Source organism: Stenotrophomonas sp. TWI1151 (genome assembly GCF_039673135.1).
Classification (GTDB): Bacteria; Pseudomonadota; Gammaproteobacteria; order Xanthomonadales; family Xanthomonadaceae; genus Stenotrophomonas.
In genome coordinates, this window is record NZ_JBDJLA010000003.1 from 111,386 (window position 1) to 131,747 (window position 20,362).

Annotated in this window: 19 protein-coding genes; 6 read left to right on the forward strand and 13 right to left on the reverse strand. The window is 66.9% G+C overall.

The window, feature by feature from the left end; translation table 11 throughout:
- Positions 1–34 precede the first annotated feature (34 nt).
- Complete coding sequence (locus tag ABE422_RS06325; RefSeq protein ID WP_313219351.1) at positions 35–952, reverse strand: bestrophin family ion channel; 918 nt, start codon at positions 950–952, stop codon at positions 35–37.
- Positions 953–1,086: 134 nt separating this feature from the next.
- Positions 1,087–1,335 (reverse strand): hypothetical protein, encoded by a 249-nt coding sequence (locus ABE422_RS06330; RefSeq protein WP_019185442.1) that lies wholly within the window; start codon positions 1,333–1,335, stop codon positions 1,087–1,089.
- 181 nt (positions 1,336–1,516) lie between these two features.
- Here ABE422_RS06330 and ABE422_RS06335 point away from each other — a divergent pair, with 181 nt between their 5' ends.
- Positions 1,517–1,975, forward strand: a complete 459-nt coding sequence (locus ABE422_RS06335; RefSeq protein ID WP_019185443.1) for a hypothetical protein — start codon at positions 1,517–1,519, stop codon at positions 1,973–1,975.
- 83 nt (positions 1,976–2,058) lie between these two features.
- Here ABE422_RS06335 and ABE422_RS06340 read toward each other — a convergent pair whose 3' ends face one another.
- The 5 genes from ABE422_RS06340 to ABE422_RS06360 all read right to left on the reverse strand — a co-directional run bounded on the left by ABE422_RS06340 (position 2,059) and on the right by ABE422_RS06360 (position 9,030).
- Positions 2,059–3,870 (reverse strand): DUF885 domain-containing protein, encoded by a 1,812-nt coding sequence (locus ABE422_RS06340; RefSeq protein ID WP_346482679.1) that lies wholly within the window; start codon positions 3,868–3,870, stop codon positions 2,059–2,061.
- Between the two features lie 109 nt (positions 3,871–3,979).
- Positions 3,980–5,242 carry a M12 family metallo-peptidase gene (locus tag ABE422_RS06345; protein WP_346482680.1) on the reverse strand — a complete coding sequence of 421 codons (1,263 nt, stop codon included), beginning with the start codon at positions 5,240–5,242 and terminating at the stop codon, positions 3,980–3,982.
- 159 nt (positions 5,243–5,401) lie between these two features.
- Positions 5,402–5,902: a cytochrome c oxidase assembly factor Coa1 family protein gene (locus tag ABE422_RS06350; RefSeq protein ID WP_346472288.1), complete on the reverse strand. Its 501-nt coding sequence runs from the start codon at positions 5,900–5,902 to the stop codon at positions 5,402–5,404.
- Positions 5,903–5,941: 39 nt separating this feature from the next.
- Positions 5,942–8,170 (reverse strand): S9 family peptidase, encoded by a 2,229-nt coding sequence (locus tag ABE422_RS06355; protein ID WP_346482681.1) that lies wholly within the window; start codon positions 8,168–8,170, stop codon positions 5,942–5,944.
- 170 nt (positions 8,171–8,340) lie between these two features.
- On the reverse strand, positions 8,341–9,030 hold the full coding sequence (locus ABE422_RS06360) for a glutathione binding-like protein (protein ID WP_346482682.1): 690 nt from the start codon (positions 9,028–9,030) through the stop codon (positions 8,341–8,343).
- Positions 9,031–9,136: 106 nt separating this feature from the next.
- Here ABE422_RS06360 and ABE422_RS06365 point away from each other — a divergent pair, with 106 nt between their 5' ends.
- Together ABE422_RS06365 and ABE422_RS06370 are read left to right on the forward strand one after the other, a co-directional pair.
- Complete coding sequence (locus ABE422_RS06365; RefSeq protein WP_346482683.1) at positions 9,137–9,772, forward strand: TIGR00645 family protein; 636 nt, start codon at positions 9,137–9,139, stop codon at positions 9,770–9,772.
- A gap of 187 nt (positions 9,773–9,959) precedes the next feature.
- Positions 9,960–10,955, forward strand: coding sequence for an energy transducer TonB (locus ABE422_RS06370; RefSeq protein WP_313209428.1), 996 nt, complete (start codon positions 9,960–9,962; stop codon positions 10,953–10,955).
- Positions 10,956–11,037: 82 nt separating this feature from the next.
- Here the strand turns inward: ABE422_RS06370 and ABE422_RS06375 are convergent, their stop codons facing one another.
- The 6 genes from ABE422_RS06375 to ABE422_RS06400 all read right to left on the reverse strand — a co-directional run bounded on the left by ABE422_RS06375 (position 11,038) and on the right by ABE422_RS06400 (position 17,560).
- The gene (locus tag ABE422_RS06375; RefSeq protein ID WP_346482684.1) at positions 11,038–11,700 is read right to left on the reverse strand and encodes a LysE family translocator; all 663 of its coding nucleotides are present in this window, start codon (positions 11,698–11,700) and stop codon (positions 11,038–11,040) included.
- A 215-nt stretch (positions 11,701–11,915) separates the two neighbouring features.
- On the reverse strand, positions 11,916–13,100 hold the full coding sequence (locus tag ABE422_RS06380; RefSeq protein WP_121040808.1) for an ABC transporter permease: 1,185 nt from the start codon (positions 13,098–13,100) through the stop codon (positions 11,916–11,918).
- The gene (locus ABE422_RS06385) at positions 13,097–13,843 is read right to left on the reverse strand and encodes an ATP-binding cassette domain-containing protein (protein WP_313209434.1); all 747 of its coding nucleotides are present in this window, start codon (positions 13,841–13,843) and stop codon (positions 13,097–13,099) included. Before ABE422_RS06385 ends, ABE422_RS06380 begins: the two co-directional genes overlap by 4 nt.
- Before the next feature lie 34 nt (positions 13,844–13,877).
- The gene (locus ABE422_RS06390; protein WP_346463394.1) at positions 13,878–15,395 is read right to left on the reverse strand and encodes an alpha/beta hydrolase; all 1,518 of its coding nucleotides are present in this window, start codon (positions 15,393–15,395) and stop codon (positions 13,878–13,880) included.
- Positions 15,396–15,511: 116 nt separating this feature from the next.
- On the reverse strand, positions 15,512–16,681 hold the full coding sequence (locus tag ABE422_RS06395; protein WP_346482685.1) for a GGDEF domain-containing protein: 1,170 nt from the start codon (positions 16,679–16,681) through the stop codon (positions 15,512–15,514).
- 129 nt (positions 16,682–16,810) lie between these two features.
- Positions 16,811–17,560, reverse strand: a complete 750-nt coding sequence (locus ABE422_RS06400) for a ferredoxin--NADP reductase (RefSeq protein ID WP_346482686.1) — start codon at positions 17,558–17,560, stop codon at positions 16,811–16,813.
- Between the two features lie 104 nt (positions 17,561–17,664).
- Between ABE422_RS06400 and ABE422_RS06405 the strand changes: the two genes are divergently transcribed.
- From ABE422_RS06405 to panE, 3 genes are read left to right on the forward strand one after another with little or no spacing between them, the layout of a single operon-like run.
- Positions 17,665–18,624: an ABC transporter ATP-binding protein gene (locus ABE422_RS06405; RefSeq protein WP_121040818.1), complete on the forward strand. Its 960-nt coding sequence runs from the start codon at positions 17,665–17,667 to the stop codon at positions 18,622–18,624.
- Entirely contained in the window at positions 18,621–19,421 is an 801-nt protein-coding gene (locus tag ABE422_RS06410; RefSeq protein WP_259261992.1) for an ABC transporter permease, read from the forward strand. The genes ABE422_RS06405 and ABE422_RS06410 overlap by 4 nt, the downstream gene beginning before the upstream one ends.
- A complete protein-coding gene (gene panE / locus ABE422_RS06415) occupies positions 19,421–20,359 on the forward strand; it encodes a 2-dehydropantoate 2-reductase (RefSeq protein ID WP_313209443.1) in 939 nt (312 codons plus the stop codon). Before ABE422_RS06410 ends, panE begins: the two co-directional genes overlap by 1 nt.
- Positions 20,360–20,362 lie beyond the last annotated feature (3 nt).

Consider the following 20,362-nt stretch of genomic DNA (forward strand, 5'->3'; position numbering starts at 1 on the left):
ACTCCGGAACGGAATGCAGGAAGGAGGGCAGGACCTACTGCAGCAGGTAGTGCCGCGGTTGCAGCGGCTCGGGCAGCGGCTGGACGCCCAGGCTGTCGAGCAGGTCGATCTCGATGATGCGCACCATGGCATCCAGCGGCAGGTCGTTGGATTCCAGCCCGAAGGGTTCTTCCATCTCCTCGCCGAGCTGGTCCAGGCCGAAGAACGCATAGGCGAGCACGGCCGAGACCACGGGAGTGGCCCAGCCCAGCGAGCTGGCCAGGCCGAAGGGCAGCAGCACGCAGAACAGCCATGCGCAGCGGTGCAGCAGCAGCGTGTAGGCGAACGGCAGCGGCGTGGTCAGGATGCGCTCGCAACCGGCCTGGATGCTGGACAGTGCATGCAGGCGCGTTTCGAACTGGGTGTACAGGAACGGATCAAGCTGGCCGGCGCGCAGCGCCTGGGCGAGATCGGCGGCGATCATCGCCAGCAGCTGGTCGGGCGCGTTGAGGCGCTGGCCGAACCGCGCGCGATCGGCCTCGGGCACCCACGGCAGCGCCGCCAGCGCCATGTCGCGGCCACGCAGGCGGGCGGCCAACGCATGCGCGAAGCCGATGCACAGCCGGCACACGCGGTCGCGCAGCGCAGGATCGTCGACCAGCAGCGCCTGGCACAGGCGGGCCAGGCTGCGGGATTCATAGATCAGCTGGCCCCACAGCTTGCGGCCTTCCCACCAGCGCTCGAAGCAGGCGTTGTTGCGGAAGCTCAGGAAGATCGACAGCACCAGGCCCAGCAGCGTGAACGGTGCCACCGAGACGCGCTCGATGCCCGGCGGGTGCCACAGCTCGGCCAGGGCAGCCACCGCGATCGACAGCAGCAGGATCGCCACCACCTTCGGGGCCACCGCCGGAACGATGGAGCCGCGCAGGATGTAGAGCAGTTGCCAGCCGTGGGGACGAGGACGAATGATCATCGGTGCAGGGAGAGCGCCCGGACGGGCGTGGACCGCCGGCAGAGCCGGATGCGGCAGCCGGTCATTCTACGCCGATGGTACCGGGCGGCCGTGAGCTGCGACGGTCGGTCGCACCCGGGCCGCGCACGGGCCGCTCAGATGATGCCGCCACCCAGCCCCAGCCGGACGATGCCCACCACCACCACGATGCCGTTGAGCACCAGCCCGGTCCAGGCCCGGCCGCGCTTGCTGGCGTGGGTGAACAGGATGCCGATCGCGGCGATGACCGCGCCCACCGCCGCGAACGGGATCAGGAACCAGTTGCCCCACCCCAGCAGCGGGATCAGGGCCACAATCATCCAGAGCAGCGCGACGATGCCCCACAACAGACTGATCAATCCCATGCCCGGCTCCTTGAGGTGAATGCGTGGCCCACCATAGCGGTTCCCGGCGCAGGCGCAAGCGGCAGCGAGACGCCGTTGGCGGGGGCCTCACCGGGCCGGTGCTAGGGTGCGCTGGCAGGGGTTGGGACCGATTCAGTCGCCAGCGCCGATCATCCCAGCCATCACACACAGGGGTAACGCCATGAACATCCGATGCGCTGCATTGCTGGGCCTGGCGCTGCTCAGCGCCGGCTGCGCCAGTACCTCCAAGGTCATGCTCGGCCAGGCGCGTGCGCCGGTCGATCCGGCCACGGTGCAGATCTACTCCACTCCGCCGGCCGGGTCGCAGGAAATCGCCCAGCTCGAATCGGCCAGCGCGGTGGGTTTCGGCACGCAGGGCCAGACCGATGCCGCGGTCATGCGGCTCAAGCGTGAGGCCGCCGCCCTCGGGGCCAACGGCGTGATCCTGATGGGCGTGGGTTCCAGCGGCTCGCCAGTCGGCATGTCCGTCGGTGCGGGCAGCTACGGCTCGCACGTGGGCGGTGGTGTGGGCATCGGCATCCCGACCACGCAGAAGCGCGCGGCCGGTGTGGCGATCTGGGTACCGAATCCGCCGCCGGCGCCGCGTCTGCCGACGCAGACGATCACGCCGCAGCGGTAACGAAGGCCGCGGTAGGCCACGACCGTTGGTCGTGGCTGCTGGGATAGCGCACCGACCAACGGTCGGTGCCTACCGCAAACGCGTCAGCGCTTGGCCGCGCTTTTGTACTTCGGCACGAACACGTCATTGACGGCCTTGGCCAGCTGGTCCGGCGGCAGCAGACCCTGGTCGAGCAGGAAGTTGTTGAACGCCAGCCGGTCGAAGCGATCGCCCAGCGCCAGCTCGGTCTGCATGCGCAGCTCAAGAATCCGGGTGTAGCCGTAGAAGTAGCTGCCGGCCTGGCCGGGCATGCGCACCATGTAGCGGTCCAGCTCCTGCGTGGCCATCGCCTTGGACAGGCCAACCTCATCGATCAGCACGCGCTCGGCGTTGGCCCGGTCGATCTGACCCAGGTTGAGCATCGGGTCCAGCATCGCGCGCGCGGCCCGCAGCAGGCGGAACTGCAGCGCGATCAGCTGACCGTCCAGCGGCTCGTACGGCACCATCTCCGCTTCGGCATACAGCGCCCAGCCTTCCACGTTGACCGAATTGAAGGCGAACATCGTGCGGGCCAGCGAGATGCCGCGCTCGACCATCGCGGTGAACTGCAGTTCGTGGCCCGGGCGGCCTTCATGCGCGCTCAGCGTCCAGGCGGCCGAGCCGAAGTTGAAATCGTCGTACTGCGCGGCCTTGTCGCCGGCGGCCGGGTTGCCCAGCGGCAACACGAAGGTGCCCTGCTGCCCGGTATTGCCGACCAGCGGCGCCGGCAGGAAATGCGGTGCCGGCGAGGCGGCGCTTTCGGCGGCCGAGCCCAGGCGCATCTGCATCGGACGCTGCGGCACATCGACGATCCTTTCCTTGCGGATGATCGGGTCGATCGCATCGATCACGCCGCGGTAGTGGTGCTCGAGCTGATCGTCGGGAATCTTGTCGCCCTTGAGCGCACGCACCACCGCCACCGGATCGGTGCTGTCGGTGACCTTCAGGCCCTTGGCCTGCACCACCAGCGGCGCCAGCTGGCGCATCGCCGAGCGGGTTTCCATGAATTCCAGCTGGGCCCGCTGCATCAGCAGCGCCGGGGCGATGTCGATGCCCACGCGCTTGAGCTGGTAGGCATACAGCGGCTCGGGCAGACGCGCATCGGTGCGGGCCTTGGGCAGCACTTCACGGCGGGTCCAATCACGGTACTCGCGCAGCTGGCTGGCGATGGTCTGCAGCGCCTGCGCGGCGCCGGCCACCTTGTACTTGCCGAACAGCTGTTCGATGCCGGTGATGTAGGTGTCCACGTTGGCCAGCGACTGCTCGACTTCGATCTTCGTCGGCTGCAGCAGGGTCTTGTCGCCCAGGCGTTCTTCATAGCGCTGGCGCGACAGCGTGGTCACCGGCTGCGTGCCCGGGGCAAGCCCGGCGTAGGCCTTCAGGCGATCCAGCGCCTTGGCCCGGCGCTCGGCCGGCACCTGATCGGACAGCAGCAGGTTGAGGCCGCTGAACACGGTCTGCGGGGTGTCGCTCCACGGCAGCAGGTACTTCTCGTTGAGTTCGCTGCCTTCGATGTTCTGGTTGGCGGCGGCGATCATGATCGCCAGGTCCTGGCGGACGTTGGGATCGCGCTCGGTGGCAAGCTTGGCCTGCAGTTCACTGCGCGCCTTGGCCATCGCCGCGCGGTAGCGGGCACCGTTGTCGGGGCCGAAGTCGGCCACCTTGTCGTCATAGCCCGGCACGCCGAAGAAGCCGGTCTCTTCCGGCTGGAACGGGCCCTGCGCATCCAGCAGGATCTGCGCCAGCTGGTTGCTGCGGGTGACCCATGCGGGCGAAGCGGCGGGCTTGGCGGCAGCCGGGGCGGCCAACGCCGGCGGGGCCGACAGCGCGGCGGGAACGGACAGGGCCAACGCAACAGCAAGGACAAGCGGCTTCATGCAGGAACTCCAGGGCAGGATGCCTGCGACCCTACGCACTTGGCGGGTCGGGGGCAATTGGCCGGAGGTCATGGCTTGATTGTTAACCTCCCGGCCCGGGTCAGTCTGCTCACGGGTCTGGATAGAATGCAGCTATTGTGGCTCGTGTCTCATTCAACACGCGGACGTTGTCATGCAGACGCGCCGTTCCAGCCGGCAATCCGTTGTGGCTCACCCGCGGAGATGACCAGCGGTTGACCCGTCCGCATGCACGATCACTGCAATCGTAAGCCATCACTGTCCTCCACCGGTCAGGTGTATTCAATGGTGATTGATAGCCATGCCCGTATTGGAATTTTGGAGGGCTGATGGACGCGTGTGCAGGATCATGGTCGGCGCCCAAGAGGTGGCCGATTTCATGGGCGAGGCTGTTGATCTCATTAGGAAGGCAGCGACGTTCAACCACCGCAAATGCCGTTTCCTTCGTTGCCAGAAGCCGTTGTGCTTGACCGCAGACGGATTCCGGATCTTTCGTGTCGATGATCATCAGCATCAAATCCGCCTTTTCGAGATGCCTCATCCTATGCACCAGCCAGAGCGGGCCGTTAGAGCCCAGAACAAGGTCATCCAGCGTCTGTACCACGCTGGATTCAGCGTAGCCGGGCAGCGCATTTCCAGCCCGCTGTAGTTCAACCCGAATACCGCTAGCGAGGAAGCCAGCAGTTGCGTGTTCGACCGCTCCCTCCATCATTCTGAAAACCTGCTCCCTACCGTTGACAAGCGCACCATTTCCGTACCCAAAAGCCACGCGTATCGTCGATACCGCGGTTGATGGGGAAGCAGCCTTATCCAGGATGAGCGGGTCCGCCGGATAGGGATCACGCACCGTGGGTGCTTCATTGGGAACCCGGCGCAGATCGATGCGTACCAGTAGATCCCCAAACAGCTGATACAGCAAATGGCCACGTGAAAAACTGGACATGAGGTCGCCGTTGCCCAGCTCGGTGATTTCGACAGTGCTCGACATTCCCCCAGGCCCCCGCACGCCGATGATCGTCCCTGCCCACAGTTGCCGCGACGTGGGCGAGCGCTGGACATCATGCGTGCTGACATCCGCCACATATAGAGGAACATCTTCCGGCTCTCTGGCGATCAGGGGCGTGCGCTCGATAATGAACACGTCGTCGAACAGATCGACCTGGATCCGATCGGACGCCAGTGCCGTGCGATCTACCTTGACCCGGCGCACCCAGTCATACATTCCGCCGGCATAGTGCTTGCGCGCCTCCAGCCCGGGATCCCACCCACCAGTGGGAACCTCGATGAACGGTAGCGCCGCAAAGGTTGTCGGCGCTAAAAACAAACCACACAACACAGCCATCAAGCCACTCAAGATTCGTTCCACCGCTCCACCTCGCCCGCAGCATTGCCCAAACGGGCAGGTGCATCGAGACTAGAGACCGCGGGTACGCAGAACCCAGCGTGGCATCACGGTATCAACGAAAACAGCAGTCATTGCGAATCCAGAAGGCAGCAACGTCAGCTTCGCCTCTCAAAGACTGAGCGACGGCGGACACTCGCCCTTGGCGCGGCACTCAGCCAACGCACAGCGCTCGGCCGCCTCGGCATCATCCAGCGCGGTCAGATCGATGGCCTCGTTGGCATCGGTGACCACATACAGCATCGGGTAGTCCCAGTGCTCGCCACTACGCTTGGCGTTGAGGAACAGGCGGCCCTTCCCTTGTGGACCGCTCACCCCGATCACGAACTGGCTCTGCCCATTGGAATGCATCGATCCCGCCGGCAGGTAGCCATCACGCAACGGTTCACCGAGGGCCTCGACCAGCTCGATGTTGCAGCGCGCGCGGCGCATGGCCTCCTGGTAGGGCGTGCTGGATTTGCTCCAGTACGCCCACTGCGACAGCGCGAACCACACCGCCCCCGCTGCCGCCGCAATGCCGACCACCACCGCCACTGGCATGGCCCAGCGCCAGTGGCGTCGCCACCAGCCGGTGGGCACGGTGGTACCAGGAAGTGCGGGCGGCAATGTCATCGGCAAACTCCTTGTCAGGCCGGTGGCAGGAACGGGGGATCAGGGCGCCAGGCAGCGCCCCAGGAAGTCCTCGGCCAGGCGGTAGCGGTGCAGCGCGTTGCTGCCCGACAGGCCGTGCTTGGCACCGGGATAGGTCATCAGTTCAAACGGCTGGCCGCGCTTCTGCAACGCGCTCATCAACACGGTAGAGTTGGTGAACAGCACGTTGTCATCGGCCATGCCGTGGATCAGCAGCAGCCGCGAGCGCAGGCCGTCGATATGCGCCAGCACGCGCGCTTCTTCATAGCCCTTCGGGTTGTTGCCCGGCAGGTTCATGTAGCGCTCGGTGTAGTGGGTGTCGTACAGGCCCCAATCGGTCACCGGTGCACCGGCCACGCCGCAGGCGTAGCTGTCGGAGGCCTTGGCCAGCAGCATCAGGGTCATGTAGCCGCCGTTGGACCAGCCCTGCACGCCGATGCGCGCCGGGTCCACCCACGCCTGCTGCTTCAGCCAGGCGACGCCGCGCAGCTGGTCGGCCACTTCGACCGTGCCCTGCACGCCGTACAGCGCGCCGCCGAAATCACGACCGCGACGCGGGGTGCCGCGGTTGTCCAGCGAGAACACCACGTAGCCCTGCTGGGCCAGGTACTGGTTGAACAGATGATCGCCACGGCCGGGCCAGCTGTTGGTGACCGTCTGCGAGGCCGGGCCGCCATAGACGTACACGACCACCGGGTAGCGCTTGGCCGGATCGAAACCGGTCGGCTTGATCAGGCTGTAATGCAGCTCGGTCTTGCCGTCGGCGGCGGTCAGGGTGCCGAACTCGACCGGGCGCTGCGCATCGAGATAGCGCGCGTACGGATGCGCCGGGCCTTCCAGATTGTTCTCGACCAGGGTCGCGATCTTCTCGCCGTTGGCACGGTGCAGCGCGATCTGCGGCGGCGTGGTGGTGTTGGACCAGCTGTCCACGTAGACGCTGGCGTTGCGCGCGAAGCTGGCGGTGTGCATGCCCGGGGCCTGGGAGAGGCGCTGCGGCACCCCACCCTGCAGCGACACGGCGTACAGCTGGCTTTCGCGCGGGCTGTCCACGCCGGCGCGGAAATACACCTTGCCCGCGTCTTCGTCGACGGCCAGCAGTTCGTCCACCGGCCAGGTGCCGGCGGTCAGCGCGGTGACGGTCCTGCCGTCATCGGAGATGCGGTACAGGTGCTCGAAACCACTGCGCTCGGACGACCACACGAAGCCGCCCTGCTTGAGGAAGCGCAGGCTGTTGTGCAGCGGCACCCAGGTCGGCGAGGTTTCGGTCACCAGGGTGCGCTGCTGGCCGCTGGCCAGCTCGGTCTGGATCAGTTCGAGCGTCTTCTGGTCGCGCGACTGGCGCTGGAACGTCAGGCGCTGGGGATCACGCCAATCGACGCGGGCCAGGTAGATGTCGGGAGTGCGGCCCAGGTCGATCCAGGTCGGCGTGGCGTTCTGACGCGGCGCGATCACGGCCAGCTTCACGGTGACGTTGTGGTCGCCGGCCGCCGGGTAACGCTGTTCGATCATCTCGGTGCGGTCGGCATACATCTCGTAGCGCTTCTGCACCGGCACCGGCGATTCATCGATGCGGGCGAAGGCGATCGCCGAGTCGTCCGGTGCCCACCAGTAGCCGGTGTGGCGGTCCATTTCCTCATCGGCGACGAACTCGGCCACGCCGTTGCCGATCGTGTCGCTGCCATCGCGGGTGAGCTGGATCTGCTCGCCACTGGCCAGATCGATCACCCACAGGTTGCGGGCACGCACGAAGCTGACGAAGCCGCCCTTCGGCGACAGCTTGGCATCGGTAGCGAAGCCTTCTCCATGGGTGAGCTGGCGCACCGCGGCCTCGCCCTGCTTGCTCAGGTCGTACAGGTACAGCTCGCCGCCGAGCGGGAACAGCAACGTGCGTGCATCCGGCGACCACTGGTAATCAACGATGCCGGTCATCGCGGCGATGCGCTGGCGCTCGCGGCGGGCCTTCTCGGCGTCGCTCAGGGTTTCCGTGCCGGGCAGCACCACCTTGGAATCCACCAGCAGATGGGTCTGGCCGCTGGCGATGTCGTACGCCCACAGGTCCAGCTGGTTGCGGTCCGCATCCTTGCCGCGCAGGAAGCTGACCTGCGAGCCATCCGGGGCCACCTTGGGTTTCATCAGGGTCGGGCCGGACAACGGCAGCGGGCCGGTGATGGCATTCAGGGTCAGTTTTTCAGCGTGGGCGATCGAGGTCGAGGCGAGCATCAGGGCGAGCGAAGCAAACAGGTGGCGCATGGAGGGTTCCGGGAGCGTCTGGGCAGTCCCCGGCCAGGAAAACGGCACGGGGAACGCTTCATCCTAACCAAAACCGTTCCGGTCGTGCCGGGGATGGCGGGCGTCCGGGCGCGCCCACCGCTGCGGGGAGCCGGCCAGCGGCCGGCACGACCGGGCAAGCGACCACCGCGTCAGCGCTGGCCGAACAGGTGCTTGCGCTCTTCGTCGCTGAGCGGCTTGCCGGCCTGTGGGTTCACCTTCTCGCGCAGGGCGTAGGCCCGCTGGGTGGCCGGGCGCGCAGCGATCGCGTCATGCCAGCGCTTGAGGTTCGGGAAGGCGCTGAAATCGACCGGAAGCGTGTCGTAGGCCCCGATCCACGGGTAGCTGGCCATGTCGGCGATGCTGTAGTCATCGCCGCCGAGGTAGGCACTCTGCGCCAGGCGCTTGTCCATCACGCCGTGCAGGCGGCGCACTTCGTTGTTGTAGCGCTCGATCGCATAGGGAATCTTTTCGGGCGCGTAGACGTTGAAATGGCCCATCTGACCGCTCATCGGGCCAAGGCCGGCCATCTGCCAGAACAGCCATTCCAGCACCGCCACCCGGCCGCGGCTGTCGGCCGGCAGGAAGCGGCCGGTCTTTTCGGCCAGGTACAGCAGGATGGCGCCGGACTCGAACACGCTCTGCGCCGCGCCGCCGTCGGTGGGCTGGTGGTCGACCAGCGCCGGCATCTTGTTGTTGGGTGAGATCGCCAGGAAGTCGGGCGTGAACTGGTCCCCGGCGCCGATGTTCACCGGCTGGATCCGGTACGCCAGGCCGGTCTCCTCCAGCATCAGCGTGACTTTGTGGCCATTCGGGGTAGGCCAGTAGTACAGGTCGATCATGGCGACGGCTCGCGGATTGGGAATACCGAGTCTAGTCCGTCATTCGGCTTGGCAGGGTCAAGCCGGACCGTTACGCTGCGCCGTCCCCGCAACGCAGCATTCCAGCATGAGCTCGACCCAGACCCCCATCAGTCCCCTGTCTTCCCTGATCTTCGCCTCGCGCTGGCTGCAGCTGCCGCTGTACCTGGGCCTGATCCTGGCGCAATGCGTCTATGTGTTCCTGTTCGGCAAGGAGTTGTGGCACCTGCTGCACGAGGCCAATGAGATGGGCGAGCAGCAGATCATGCTGCTGGTGCTGGGCCTGATCGACGTGGTGATGATCTCCAACCTGCTGGTGATGGTCATCGTGGGCGGCTACGAGACCTTCGTATCGCGCCTGCGCCTGGAAAACCACCCCGACCAGCCGGAGTGGCTGAGCCACGTCAATGCGAGCGTGTTGAAGGTGAAGCTGGCGCTGTCGATCATCGGCATCTCCTCGATCCACCTGCTGAAGACCTTCATTGCAGCTGGCAATCTGGATGGGCTGCCATCGTGCAACAGCGACGCGTACCTGCAGGCCGTTTCGGCCGCTGTCGCAGCCGCCGGGCCCACGGCCGCCGTAGCCTTCAAGTGCTCGCCCATGACCTCCACCGGCGTGATGTGGCAGACCATCATCCATGCCGCCTTCATCCTGTCGGCGATCGGTATCGCCTACACCGACAAGCTGATGAACGGGACGCCGAGCAAGACGTTGTCTCACTGAGGCTTGCCCGGCAGCAGCGGCATCGGTGAGGATGCCCCCTGCCCTGGCCGCCCGGCCCCCGGGCCGGGCGGGGTGATGCTAGATTGCACACCTGCGGGTCCGCCGTGGACGTCGGGAAACGTCCATGGCCTTCGGTCGGCCTGACCGCATCAGGCCCTACGTATCGTCGTCTTCAAAGGGGAGTTGGATGTCGCACGTCAAGACTCATGGCCCGGCGCGGCTGTTCGCGCCGATGATCCTGCTGGTGGCCCTGTCCGCCTGCTCGGGCAAGGACGAAACCGTACCGGCCGCGCCTGCGGCACCGGCAGCCCCCACTGCTGCGCCGGCCGCACCGGCGGTGTCAGCCAAGGTCCAATCGTTGGGCACCGAAGAACTGCGCGAGCTGGCCGGCAAGGCGCTGCGCGAGAACCGCATGTACGCCCCGGCCGGCGACAACGCCATCGAGTATTACCTGGCGCTGCGTGACAAGACCCCGGATGATGCCTCGGTCAAGAGCGCGTTGACCGATCTGCTGCCGTACACCCTGATTGCCGCCGAGCAGAACCTGGGCCGCGAAGACTTCGCTGAGACCCAGCGCCTGGTCGCGCTGATCGAGAAAGTCGACCCGACCGCCCCGGCGTTGCCCCGCCTGAAGCAGGGCATCAGCGGCAGCATGCAGACTGCGCTCAAGCGCACCCAGGAAGAGACCGACAAGGTCAAGAAGGACGCCGAGACCCGCGCCAAGCAGCTGGTGGAACAACAGCGCCTGGCGCAGCAGCAGACCACCGAAGCCGAGGCCGCGCGCCAGATTGCTGCCCAGCAGGAAGCCGCGCGCCGTGATACGCAGGATGCCGAGCGCCAGGCCAACGCCCGTCGCGAGGCCGAACAGCGCCAGCAGCAGGCGGCCGCCCAGCAGGCTGCGGCGACCCGCCAGGCCGCCGCCGCACCAAGCCTGCGCCCGGTCAGCACGCCCGCCCCGCGCTACCCGGCCGACGCGCTGCGTTCGGGCACCTCCGGCGAAGTCCTGGTCGAACTCACCGTCGGCACCGACGGCTCGGTGACCGCCGCCCGCGTGCTGCGCGCCACCCCGGCCCGCGTGTTCGACCGCGAAGCACTCAATGCCGTCAAACGCTGGAAGTTCGAACCGGTCGGTGCACCGGTCACCACGCGCCGCACGCTTGCCTTCGCGCCGGAAGGCGGCTGATCGCGACGTAAGCTGGTATGACGAAAGGCCCGGAGTGATCCGGGCCTTTTTTCTGATTTCAGTGGCGCATGCAGCACTGCCGCTATAGGGCAGTCGAAGGTTCTTGCAACGCCATGGTGGCGGGCAACCCAGCGCTGACGAGATCACGCCCTGCCATCCCCACGCCGAGCAGGGCAATCAGCATCAGCAAGACGCCTGAGACGCGCAGCATCCCCCGGTGCACGTTTGGTTTCACCAACCGCCGGACCAACAGGCAGACCGTCATCAGGGTGGCGAAGTCCAGCACGATCCACAGTCCGGTCAGCAGCCCCAGGCTCACCGTTGGCTGAGGCGTGATCTCGAGGAACTGCGGAAAGAACGATGCGAAGAAGATGATGTCTTTAGGGTTCGAGATCGACATCACGAAGCCCTTTGTGAAACTCCCGTGCGTCGCCACCGGCGTGGCCGCCGCCCTTCCGGCATCGTGCAGCATCTTGTAGCCGAGATAGCCGATGTAAAGGGCGCCGCCGCCTTTGAGCAAGGTAAACACCGTCTCATTGATAGACAGCAGCCCTTGGACGACCAGCATCGACAGCACGATCAGTACGAGGGAGCCAGCGTTGGTGCCGGCAATCGCCCGAAGCGCCAGCTTCGGTCCACCGACGATGCCGGTGCCTGCCACGAACACCGCAACAGGGCCTGGCATGGCGATCATCACGACCACGCTGAAAACGTACAACACGACAAGATTTGCATCGATATGCATGGGCGGGCTCGCTCTCCGTCTCCGAAAGCTCGTCACCCATCAATCTAGCCGGACAGCATCGCGGTAAGCGCAGATCGCCTGCGAGTGCAGCCTCTACCAGTGATCCCATGTGTCGTATCCAACACGGACCGCGCCTCACCGGTCAAGCGCTGAGGCGCGCTGTCGTCATGCGAATCCACCCCTGAAGAAGGGCCCCTTTCGAAGCCCTTCGTGGATCAACCCGAAATCGCCAACCGCTCCTGATGGTAGCGGCGCACCGCGGCATACCAGAACAGCGCCGCCAGCCCGAAGCCCGCACCGAGGTAGACCGCCCACATCTGTGGGCTGATCGCTTCGTGGCGGATGATCTTGAGCAGCATCTGGTTCTGTGCCAGGAACGGCACCGCGAACTGCCACAGCTCACTCTTGATCGGGTACACCATCAGCGCATACCCCGGCAGCATCGGCAGCAGCATCAGCCAGGTCATGTGGCTCTGGGCTTCTTTCATGCTTTTGGCGGCGGCCGAGAGGAAGGTCAGCAGCGACGTACCGATGAACAGCATCGGCAGCATGATCAGCAGCATCTGCAGCATCGGCAGGAAACCCATGTTGAGCTGCCGGCCTACCCCGCCCGAGGAAAGCTGCGCGCTGATCTTGAAGGCCGCCAGGGTCAGCAACAGCGATGCCACACCGACAGCGCAGGCTGCGGCGATCTTGCCGCTGACGATCGCACTGCGCGGTGCGGGGGTGGCGAGCAGCGGCTCCAGCGATTGCCGCTCACGCTCGCCGGCCGTGGTGTCCATCACCAGGTAGGCGCCGCCCAGGAACGAGGTGATGGTCAGCAGGATCGGCAACAGCACTGACAGCATCATGCCGCGCTTGGCTTCGGCGGTGGCCAGATCCTGTGCGGCGACGTCCAGCGGTCGCGCCACCTGTGCATCGATACCGCGCGCCAGCAGGCGCAGCGCACCGACCTGCTGGCTGTAGCCGCCCAGTGCCGCCTCCAGGCGACTGCTGGGAATATCGGCGGCGCGGCGGGTGCTGTCCTTGATGATCTCGACCAGCGCCGGGCGGCCGTCGGCCCAGTCCTTGCCGAAGTCCGGGCTGATGCGCAGCGCCACATCAATGCGCTGGCTGCGGATCGCCTCGGTGAGGTCTTTCGGTGCCTCGGTCGCATTCAGACCCTGCGATGCCAGGAAACGCACCAGATTGGGGGCATGCTCGCCGCCGATCATCGGGATTTCCAGCGGCTGCTCGATCTGCGTCTTGACCCGGCTTTCGGCCAGTTTGCTCATGCCCAGGATCAGTACCGGGTACAACAGCGGCCCCAGCAGCAGCGTCAGCGCGAGCGTGCGGCGGTCACGGGAGAGATCGCGCAGTTCCTTGCGCATCACGGTCAACAGCGTGGCGAACGAACTCATGCGTGCAATCCTTCTTCGGTACCGATTGCCTTGACGAAGGCATCTTCCAGGTTGCTTTCCCCGGTCTGTGCGCGCAGCTCATCGGCACTGCCGGCGGCCATCACCGTGCCCTGCGCGATGATCACCACGTGGTCACACAGCGCGGCCACCTCCTGCATGATGTGGCTCGAGAAAATCACGCAGCGACCTTCGTCACGCAGCCCGCGCAGGAACCCGCGCAGCGCGCGCGTGGTCATCACGTCCAGCCCGTTGGTGGGCTCATCCAGGATCACGTTGCGCGGGTCGTGCACCAGGGCGCGGGCGATCGCGGTCTTGGTGCGCTGGCCTTGCGAGAAGCCTTCGGTCTGGCGGTCGAGGATGTCCTCCATCTCCAGCGCCGTGCACAACACCTTGGTGCGCTCGCGGATCCGCGCTGCACTCATGCCGTGCAGCTGGCCGAAGTAGGCGATGTTCTCGCGCGCGGTCAGGCGCTTGTACACCCCGCGCGCGTCCGGCAGGACCGCCAGCTGGCGACGCACCGCGACCGGGTCCACCGCCGCGTCGATGCCATCCACCAGCACGCGGCCCTGGTCGGGCTTCATCAGCGTGTACAGCATGCGCATGGTGGTGGTCTTGCCGGCACCGTTCGGCCCGAGCAGGCCGGTGATGCGGCCGTCTTCGGCCTGGAAGCCGACGTTCTGGACGGCCTGGATCAGGCCGGTCTTGGTCTTGAACGCTTTATGCAGGTTCTCGGCGACGATCATGCGCGCACCTCCCCGGTGCGGTGGGAGAAACGGTTCATGGGGCCCATCCGTTGAACGAGGTGAAGGCGGGCACCGGGCTGAGGGTATCCAGGCAGGTGGCGTCGAGGGATTTGGCATCCGCCGTGTCGATGAACTGGCCGAGGATGCGCGGCATGCAGCCGGCGTTGATCGTGCCGTGGCCCTGCCCCTTGGCGAGCAGGTGACGCCCGTTGGGCAGCTGCTTGAGCACCTGCTCGGCGTAGCGCGGCGGCGTGACCGGATCGAACTGGCCCGACAGCAGCAGCACCGGCAGCGTCGAGGCGAACGGCGCGGTGAAATCCTTCGGTCGCGAACCGGCGTTCCAGGCCGGGCAGGCGGCGAAGAACATGCGCGCCACTTCCGGGCCGAGCACACGGTCGCCCTGCGCGCCTTCCTGGTAGCGATCGGCATCTTCGGCGCACAGCACCGACCACTGCATGCCACGGTTCATCTGCACCCCGAGCGTGCGGCTGGCCATCTTGCTCAGCGACATCAGCGGCGCATAGCGACCCTGCGCGGCCTCATCAAGCATCACCGGCAGCAGCGAGGACAGCTCGGGCATGTACGAGAACATGAAGGCCAGTCCGGTCACCGAATCGGCGGTCAGCACATCACGCTCGGCCTGGCCGGTGCCGGGATTGCGGTACTCGACCTCGACCGGCGCCCTGGCCAGCGTGGCCATGACGTTGCGCAGCTGGGTGCGGGTGTCCACCGGGAAGCGCTTGGCGCAGATCGGATCCTGGCGGCACTGCGCCGACTGCAGGGTGATCGCATCTTCGAAGGTGTTGGCGAAGTCGCCACCGACCACCAGGTCGTTCGGCACCACGCCATCGATCACGACGGTGCGGGTGTGCTGCGGATAGTGCGCGGCGTACTGCTGTGCCACGCGCGTGCCGTAGGAGCCACCGATCACGTTGATCTTGTCCACGCCCAGTGCCTTGCGCACCGTATCGAGGTCGCCGATGGCTTCGGTGGTGGTGTAGAAGCGGGTATCGGCGCGACCGGTCAGCGACTGCGCGCAGCGGCGGGCATAGTCTTCGATCAGGCGCGCGCTCGGCGCCGCGTTCTCATCCAGCGGCAGCTCCTTGCCCTGCGCATCCAGGCAGGTGAGCGGATTGGATTTGCCGGTGCCGCGTTGATCGATCAGGAAAATGTCGCGCTGCTTGCGCACATCGCGAAGTGCCATGTTCACCGGTGCGGCGACCTCGGTCGCGGCCTGGCCGGGGCCACCGGCGAGGAAGAAGACCGGGTCGGCCTTGCCAGCGCCGTCATTGCCGGCCTCCAGCCAGGCGATGTTCAACCCGATCCGGCGGCCGTCGGGTTCGGCCGGATTTTCCGGCACCTGCAGCGTGGCGCACTGTGCCTCCACGTTCGCGCTGGCCTGCGCGCTGGTCAGGGTGCAGGGCTGGAACGCGAGCGTGCCGAAAAGGCGTTGAGCGGCGGCGGCGCCGGATGCATCTTCCGGTACCGGCGCACAGCCGGCACACAGGGCGGCGACCAGCGCACCGGCCAGCCTCAGGTGGTGTGTAGACATCTTCCGTACTTCCCCTTGTTGAAGGTCATGCCACCACGACGCGCGGGCGTGGCCGATGTGACCCAACTTACACGGCTGGCCCCGTGCCGGGGAAGGCGGCGGCGTCGCCGCGCACCTCACTGCACCGTCAAGGCCGCCGCGCTGATGGTGCGGTCGCGGCCCTCGGCCTTGGCCCGGTACAACGCGGCATCGGCTGCACCGAGCAGGCGCGCCATGTCGCCTGTGCCCTGCTCGATCGCCAGGCCGATGCTCGCCGTCACCGGCACCGGCATGCCGTCCAGCCGCGCGGACGACTCACGCAGCGCCTGGCGCAGGCGATCGGCGCACTGCCGCGCCTGGGCCTGATCGGCCCCCGGCAGCAACAGGACGAACTCCTCCCCGCCATAGCGGCCCAGCAGGTGCTCGCGATCGGCGACGCAGCTGCTCAGCACGTCGGCGACATGCCGCAGTACCGCATCGCCGGCCAGATGTCCCCAGCGGTCATTGATCTGCTTGAAGTGATCCACGTCCAGCAGCAGCAACGCCAGTGGCCGGCCGGGGCGGCGGTTGAGCTCCAGCAGGCTGGCACCGTCGGCCAGCACCGCCCCGCGGTTGAGCAGGCCGGTCAGCACGTCGGTGCGTGCCAGTCGCTGCAGGTCCACCAGCATGCGTTCCACCAGCAGCAGCACCAGCGCGAAGCACCGCGCCAGCTCCAGGATCAGCCCGACCAGATACGTCGCAAAGACCGGTGCACCCGCGCGCAGGAGGTCGTCACCCGCATCCGGGGCCACCGGCAGGAACAGGCGGGCCAGGTACAGCAGCGTCTGCGCGGCGAACACCGCCGCCGCCAGCCGGCAGCTGGTGCGCTGCGCCGGCGGTGCGTGGCGCAGCAGCAGCCAGGTCATCCAGCCGTTGAGCAGTACCGCGAACACGCTGAACACGTGCAGCCGGATGACCAGGCTGGGATGGACCACCAGGAAGAATGCGATCGCGCCAAGATAGGTGGCCGTCAATGCCACCGGCTGCCACGCCGGCAGTCGGCGGCCAAGATGGCGCGCCACGCCGTACAGCATCAGCACGCCGGACAGCGCGACCGCGACGTTGCCCGACAGGATTCCGGCAACCTGCGGCAGGTACGGCCGCAGCGCGACCAGGGTCAGGCTGACCGACAGCATCCACAGGCTGGCCGTCCACAGCCGCAGCGCCGGCTGCCGACGCAGCACAAGCAGCAGCAACGAAAAACCCATGGCGATGCCCAGGCACAGCAGGAAGCCGAGCACGGCAATGGTGGGGAAATGCAGGGGCATCGAGTCAGCCAGGCGGAAGCGGCGCGCGGCGCATCTTACCGCTCGCCACGACGCTCCGCTGCCCGGTCCGGGACCGGGCAGCGGCACCTGGCTGCCGCGCACCGGCCAGCGGCGCGCCGGGAAGCGGGGTTACTTGCTGCTGACGTACTTCTCGCGCCGCACCTGCGGGGTCGGCAGGCCGGCCTCTTTCAGCGCCTCGAAGGTGGCATCGACCATGTCCGGGTTGCCGCACAGGTAGGCGATGTCGGTGGCCGCGCTCGGGGCGAACTCGGCCAGGTGCTGCTGCACGTAGCCGTGGCGCACGTCAGGATGCGGGTTCTCCGGCAGCTCGCGGGACAGGCACGGCACATAGCGGAAGCCCGGGTGGGCGGCCGCGAAGGCATAGAAGTCGTCGCTGTAGAGCAGCTCGGCGGGGGTGCGCGCGCCCTGCAGCAGGACCACCTCCACGCCACGCTCGGCCATGGCGGTGGCCAGCAGCGGCAGCATCGACCGGTACGGGGTGACCCCGGTGCCGGTGGCGATCAGCAGGTAGCGGGCGTTGTGGTCGCCCGGCTGCAGGCAGAACCGGCCGAACGGGCCGCTGGCGCTGACGTGGCCGCCGATGTCCAGGCCCTCGAACAGGGCCGTGGCGGCGCCGCCGGGGACGAAGCTGACCGCGATATCGACCGCTTCGCCCGCGCCAAGGGCGTGGTTGTGAATGGTGGCCAGCGAGTAACTGCGCTTGGTGGCGGTGCCGTCGGCGTACTCGAAATGGACCTGGATGAACTGGCCGGGCTGGAAATCCAGCGGCTGGCCGTCATCACGCAGGAACTGGTAGTGGCCGACGGTCGGGGCGAGCATGCGCCGGTCGACCAGTTTGAGGGGGAATTGAACAGGCACGGCTTTTCGGGACAGTGTGTAGCCGGGGCAAGCCCTCGGGGTCTTCTATAATAGCCCCTCCCCGCCCCTATCCAGCGCCAGCCCATGGGCGCGAAGGCAAGAGCTTGGCTTCCCAGAACACTCCCGCGCCCACCGCCGCGCCCGCCCTGCGGGTGCGTGACCTCCGCAAAACCTATGACAACGGCACCCAGGCGCTGAAGGGCGTCTCGCTGGACGTGGCCCCGGGCGACTTCTTCGCCCTGCTGGGCCCCAACGGCGCCGGCAAGTCGACCCTGATCGGCATCATCAGCTCGCTGGTGAACCTCAGCGAGGGCCAGGTCGAGGTGTTCGGCAGCGACCTGGTGCGCAACCGCAGCGCCACCATGCGCCTGATCGGCCTGGTCCCCCAGGAGATCAACTTCAACCTGTTCGAAAAGCCCTTCGACATCCTGGTCAACTACGCCGGTTTCTATGGCGTGGCCCGTGCCGAGGCCGAGAAGATGGCCGAAGAGGAGCTCAAGCGCGCCCACCTGTGGGAGAAGGCGCAGGTGATGAGCCGCACGCTGTCCGGCGGCATGAAGCGCCGGCTGATGATCGCCCGCGCGATGATGACCCGCCCGCGCCTGCTGATCCTGGATGAGCCGACCGCCGGGGTGGACATCGAGATCCGCCGCGACATGTGGCGGGTGCTCAAGGAGATCAATGCCGCCGGCACCACGATCATCCTCACCACGCATTACCTGGAAGAAGCCGAGCACCTGTGCCGGAACCTGGCCATCATCAATCACGGCCAGATCGTCACCCAGGGCCCGATGCGCGAGCTGCTGGCCAAGCTGGACGTGGAAGGCTTCCTGTTCGATATCGACGGCAGCCTGCCGGCCCAGCTGCCGGAGATCGACGGCGCGATCCTGATCGCCACCGACAGCCACACGCTGGATGTGGACATGCCGCGTGCGATGGACCTCAACCGCGTGTTCGACGCCTTGAACGCCGCTGGCATCCGCGTGCGTTCGATGCGCACCAAGAGCAACCGCCTGGAGGAGCTGTTCGTGCGCCTCACCGGCAACCAGGAGAACGTGGCATGAGCAGCACCCCGACCCCGGTCATCACCGACGGCCAGCGCAACCGCATCGCCCTGATGACCATCGTGCGCCGCGAAGTGGCGCGCATCCTGCGCATCTGGGGCCAGACCCTGGTGCCGCCGGCGATCACCATGACGCTGTACTTCCTGATCTTCGGCGGGCTGATCGGCTCGCGCGTGGGCGAGATGGGCGGCTACAGCTACATGCAGTTCATCGTGCCGGGCCTGGTGATGATGAGCGTGATCCAGAACAGCTACGGCAACATCAGCTCCTCGTTCTTCGGCGCCAAGTTCGGCCGCCACGTGGAAGAGCTGCTGGTCAGCCCGATGCCGAACTGGGTGATCCTGTGGGGCTATGTGTCCGGTGCGGTGCTGCGCGGGCTGATGGTCGGCGTGATCGTGCTGATCATCGCCATGTTCTTCACCCCCGTGCGCATCCCGCATCCGCTGGTGACGCTGACCACGGTGCTGCTGGGCGCGACGATCTTCTCGCTGGCCGGCTTCATCAATGCGGTGTACGCGAAGAAGTTCGACGATGTGGCGATCGTGCCGACCTTCATCCTGACCCCGCTGACCTACCTGGGCGGCGTGTTCTATTCGGTGAAGCTGCTGCCGACCTGGGCCGAAGCGGCCACGCACGCCAACCCGATCTTCTACATGGTCAACGCGTTCCGCTACGGGCTGCTGGGCACCAGCGACGTGCCGCTGTGGGTGGCCTACGCGCTGATGATCGGCTTCGTGGTCGCATTGACCGCGCTGGCGCTGTGGTTGTTGAAGCGGGGCGTGGGGATGCGCAGCTGATGCGCCTCCTGATCCTCGGCGCCGGCGGAACCGGTGGTTACTTCGGTGGTCGGCTGGCCCAGGCCGGTGTGGATGTGACGTTTCTTGTGCGTCCCGCGCGTGCGGCGCAGCTGGCGCGCGAGGGCCTGGTGCTGCGCAGCCCGCTGGGCGATGCGACGTTCCCGGTCAAGCACGTCACCGCCGAGGCGCTGCCCGCACTGGCGAGCGCCGAGCCGTTCGATCTGGTGATCCTGAGCTGCAAGGCTTACGACCTGGCCAGTTCGATCGAGGCGATCGCCCCGGCGGTCGGCCCGCGCACCACGGTGCTGCCGATCCTCAACGGGCTGCGCCATTACGCCGATCTCGACGCGCGCTTCGGCCGCGACGCGGTGCTGGGCGGGCTGTGCTTCATCAGCGCGACCAAGGCCGCCGATGGTGCGGTGCTGCACCTGGCGCCGGCGGCCAAGCTGACCTTCGGCGAGCGCGACGGCACCGGCAGCAGCGCGCGCGTGCTGGCGTTGGCGGCAGCCTGTGTGCAGGCCGGGGTGGACCACGTCGCCACCGATGCCATCGGGCAGGAGCAGTGGATCAAGTACACCTTCCTGACCACGTTGGCGGCGGCGACGTGCCTGATGCGCGCCGATGTCGGCACGATCGTGGCCACCGATGACGGTGCGGCGATCGTGCGCGGCCTGTACGACGAATGCGTGGCCGTTGCCGAGGCGGCTGGCGAGCCGATTCCGGCCAAGGCACGCGAGATCGCGCTGACGGCGACCACCCAGGCCGGCTCGGCCTTGAAGGCCTCGATGCTGCGCGATCTGGAGGCCGGCCAGCAGGTGGAGGCCGAGCATATCGTCGGCGACATGCTGGTGCGTGCACGCGCAGCCGGACAGGCGGCGCCGCTGCTGGCGGTGGCCTATGCGCACCTGCAGGCCTACCAGCGCCTGCGCAGCGCCTGAGCA

Excerpts from the sequence above, each read along its gene's own strand:
- ABE422_RS06355 (WP_346482681.1), bottom strand. The coding sequence starts at position 8,170 with ATGCGCCACCTGTTTGCTTCGCTCGCCCTGATGCTCGCCTCGACCTCG.
- ABE422_RS06390 (WP_346463394.1), bottom strand. The coding sequence starts at position 15,395 with ATGTCTACACACCACCTGAGGCTGGCCGGTGCGCTGGTCGCCGCCCTG.
- ABE422_RS06375 (WP_346482684.1), bottom strand. The coding sequence starts at position 11,700 with ATGCATATCGATGCAAATCTTGTCGTGTTGTACGTTTTCAGCGTGGTC.
- panE (WP_313209443.1), top strand. The coding sequence starts at position 19,421 with ATGCGCCTCCTGATCCTCGGCGCCGGCGGAACCGGTGGTTACTTCGGT.
- ABE422_RS06335 (WP_019185443.1), top strand. The coding sequence starts at position 1,517 with ATGAACATCCGATGCGCTGCATTGCTGGGCCTGGCGCTGCTCAGCGCC.
- ABE422_RS06370 (WP_313209428.1), top strand. The coding sequence starts at position 9,960 with ATGTCGCACGTCAAGACTCATGGCCCGGCGCGGCTGTTCGCGCCGATG.
- ABE422_RS06330 (WP_019185442.1), bottom strand. The coding sequence starts at position 1,335 with ATGGGATTGATCAGTCTGTTGTGGGGCATCGTCGCGCTGCTCTGGATG.
- ABE422_RS06410 (WP_259261992.1), top strand. The coding sequence starts at position 18,621 with ATGAGCAGCACCCCGACCCCGGTCATCACCGACGGCCAGCGCAACCGC.
- ABE422_RS06325 (WP_313219351.1), bottom strand. The coding sequence starts at position 952 with ATGATCATTCGTCCTCGTCCCCACGGCTGGCAACTGCTCTACATCCTG.
- ABE422_RS06380 (WP_121040808.1), bottom strand. The coding sequence starts at position 13,100 with ATGAGTTCGTTCGCCACGCTGTTGACCGTGATGCGCAAGGAACTGCGC.
- ABE422_RS06395 (WP_346482685.1), bottom strand. The coding sequence starts at position 16,681 with ATGCCCCTGCATTTCCCCACCATTGCCGTGCTCGGCTTCCTGCTGTGC.
- ABE422_RS06350 (WP_346472288.1), bottom strand. The coding sequence starts at position 5,902 with ATGACATTGCCGCCCGCACTTCCTGGTACCACCGTGCCCACCGGCTGG.
- ABE422_RS06360 (WP_346482682.1), bottom strand. The coding sequence starts at position 9,030 with ATGATCGACCTGTACTACTGGCCTACCCCGAATGGCCACAAAGTCACG.
- ABE422_RS06340 (WP_346482679.1), bottom strand. The coding sequence starts at position 3,870 with ATGAAGCCGCTTGTCCTTGCTGTTGCGTTGGCCCTGTCCGTTCCCGCC.
- ABE422_RS06385 (WP_313209434.1), bottom strand. The coding sequence starts at position 13,843 with ATGATCGTCGCCGAGAACCTGCATAAAGCGTTCAAGACCAAGACCGGC.
- ABE422_RS06365 (WP_346482683.1), top strand. The coding sequence starts at position 9,137 with ATGAGCTCGACCCAGACCCCCATCAGTCCCCTGTCTTCCCTGATCTTC.